Raw genomic sequence first — 1916 nt, 5'->3', positions numbered from 1 at the left:
ACGTCGCCGCCAGCCAGCCCGACCCGACGCCGGCGCCGCTGACCTTCGCGGCCAGCGACAAGGTGCGCACGATTGATTTCCGCGGTTACGCCTACACCCGCGAACCCTCGGACGTGTCCGGCGCGCTGATGACCCGCTACGACGAGACCACGCCGCAGCTGTGGCAGGTGCCGATGCGCGACGACGTGCAGCCGGCGATCACCGTGCCGCGGCCCGGCGCGGGTTACCTGGTGCCGGCCGAACACGCGGCGCTGGTGGCCGCCAAGCTGCGCCTGCACGACCTGGTCTTCCATGAGCTTCCGGCGCTGGCGGAAACCGACGTGCAGTCGTTCCGCGCCACCAGCAAGAAGTTCGGCGCCAGCCCGGTCGAAGGCCGGCAGACGCTGGCAGTTGACGGCGAATGGGCGGACGAAACCGTGGCGCTGGGCAAGGGCGCCCTGTTCGTGCCGATCCGCCAGCCGCGCTCGCGCCTGGTGATGGCGCTGCTGGAGCCGCGGGCGCCCGACTCCCTGCTGGCCTGGGGCTGGTTCAACAACCACTTCGAAGCCAAGGAATACATGGAGGCCTACGTGGCCGAGGACGTGGCGCGGGAGATGCTGGCCAGGGATCCGGCGCTTCGCGAAGCCTTCGAAAAGCGCCTGGCCGAAGACGCCGGTTTTGCCGCCAGCCCGGCAGCGCGGCTGGACTTCTTCTACCGCCGGCATGCGTCCTACGACCAGGCGCTGGACCGCTACCCGGTGCTGCGCGTGGGCAGCGACCCGCGCTGAGCCGGCTCAGCCCTTGCGTGCCGCCTCGCGGGCGGCGCGCAGGCGGTCGAGTTTTTCCTTGAGCTTGATCTCCAGGCCACGCTCGACCGGCTGGTAATACACGCGCTCGCCCATGGCTTCCGGGAACGCGGTCTGGCCCAGGGCGATGCCCTCGGGCGCGTCGTGGTCGTACTGGTAGCCGCTGCCGTATCCGAGCGACTTCATAAGCTTGGTCGGCGCATTGCGCAGGTGCAGCGGCACGTCCAGGGTGCCGGTTTCGCGCACGTCCGACTGCGCCGCCTTGAAGGCCACGTAGCCGGCGTTGGACTTGGCGGTGCTGGCCAGGTAGATCACCGCCTGCGCCAGCGCCAGGTCGCCTTCCGGGCTGCCCAGGCGGTCGTAGGTGTCCCAGGCTTCCACGCAGATCTGCAGGCCGCGCGGGTCGGCCAGGCCGATGTCCTCGACCGCCATGCGGGTGATGCGCCGGGCCAGGTAGCCCGGGTCGCAGCCGCCGTCGAGCATGCGCGCGAACCAGTACAGCGCGGCGTCCGGGTTCGAGCTGCGCACGGATTTGTGCAGGGCCGAGATCTGGTCGTAAAAAAGCTCGCCGCCCTTGTCGAAGCGCCGGGTGCGGTCGGCCAGCACCTGGGTCAGGGTGGCCTCGGTGATGTGGCCGCCTTCATCGGCGGCCAGTTCCGCGGCGATCTCGAGCAGGGTCAGCGCCCGGCGCACGTCGCCGTCGGCGGCGCCGGCGATGTCGCGCAGGCGCGCCTGGTCGACCTCGATGCCCTGCCCGCCCAGGCCGCGTGTTTCATCGTCCAGCGCGCGGCGCAGGGCGGCGATGATGTCGTCCACCGACACGGCCTCGAGCACGTGCACCCGGCAGCGCGAGAGCAGCGCCGAATTGAGTTCGAAGCTTGGGTTTTCCGTGGTGGCGCCGACGAACAGGATGCTGCCGCGTTCGATGTGCGGCAGGAAGGCGTCCTGCTGGGTCTTGTTGAAGCGGTGCACCTCGTCCACGAACAGCACCGTGCGCCGGCCTTCGTTGAAGCGGGCCTCGGCGGCCGCCAGCACCTCGCGCACCTGCGGCAGGCCCGACAGCACCGCCGATATGGCCACGAACTCGGCTTCGGCGTAGCGCGCCAGCAGCAGGGCCAGGGTGGTCTTGCC

At 70.4% G+C, this 1916-nt stretch carries 1 protein-coding gene and 1 pseudogene; one reads left to right on the top strand and one right to left on the bottom strand.

Going from position 1 to position 1916, the window contains the following annotated elements; genetic code table 11:
* A pseudogene (locus AACZ35_RS14055) lies at positions 1 to 767 on the top strand (peptidase M14); the annotation flags it as partial.
* Between the two features lie 6 nt (positions 768 to 773).
* On the opposite strand, the gene AACZ35_RS14050 reads toward AACZ35_RS14055, so the two are convergent.
* Positions 774 to 1916 (bottom strand): replication-associated recombination protein A (locus AACZ35_RS14050; RefSeq protein WP_339830365.1); only part of this gene is annotated, 1143 nt, incomplete at its 5' end.

The organism is uncultured Arenimonas sp. (assembly GCF_963976025.1).
In the GTDB taxonomy this organism is placed as follows: domain Bacteria; phylum Pseudomonadota; class Gammaproteobacteria; order Xanthomonadales; family Xanthomonadaceae; genus Arenimonas.
Note: the sequence above shows the minus strand (reverse complement) of the source record. Positions and strands in the feature narration are given on the sequence as shown.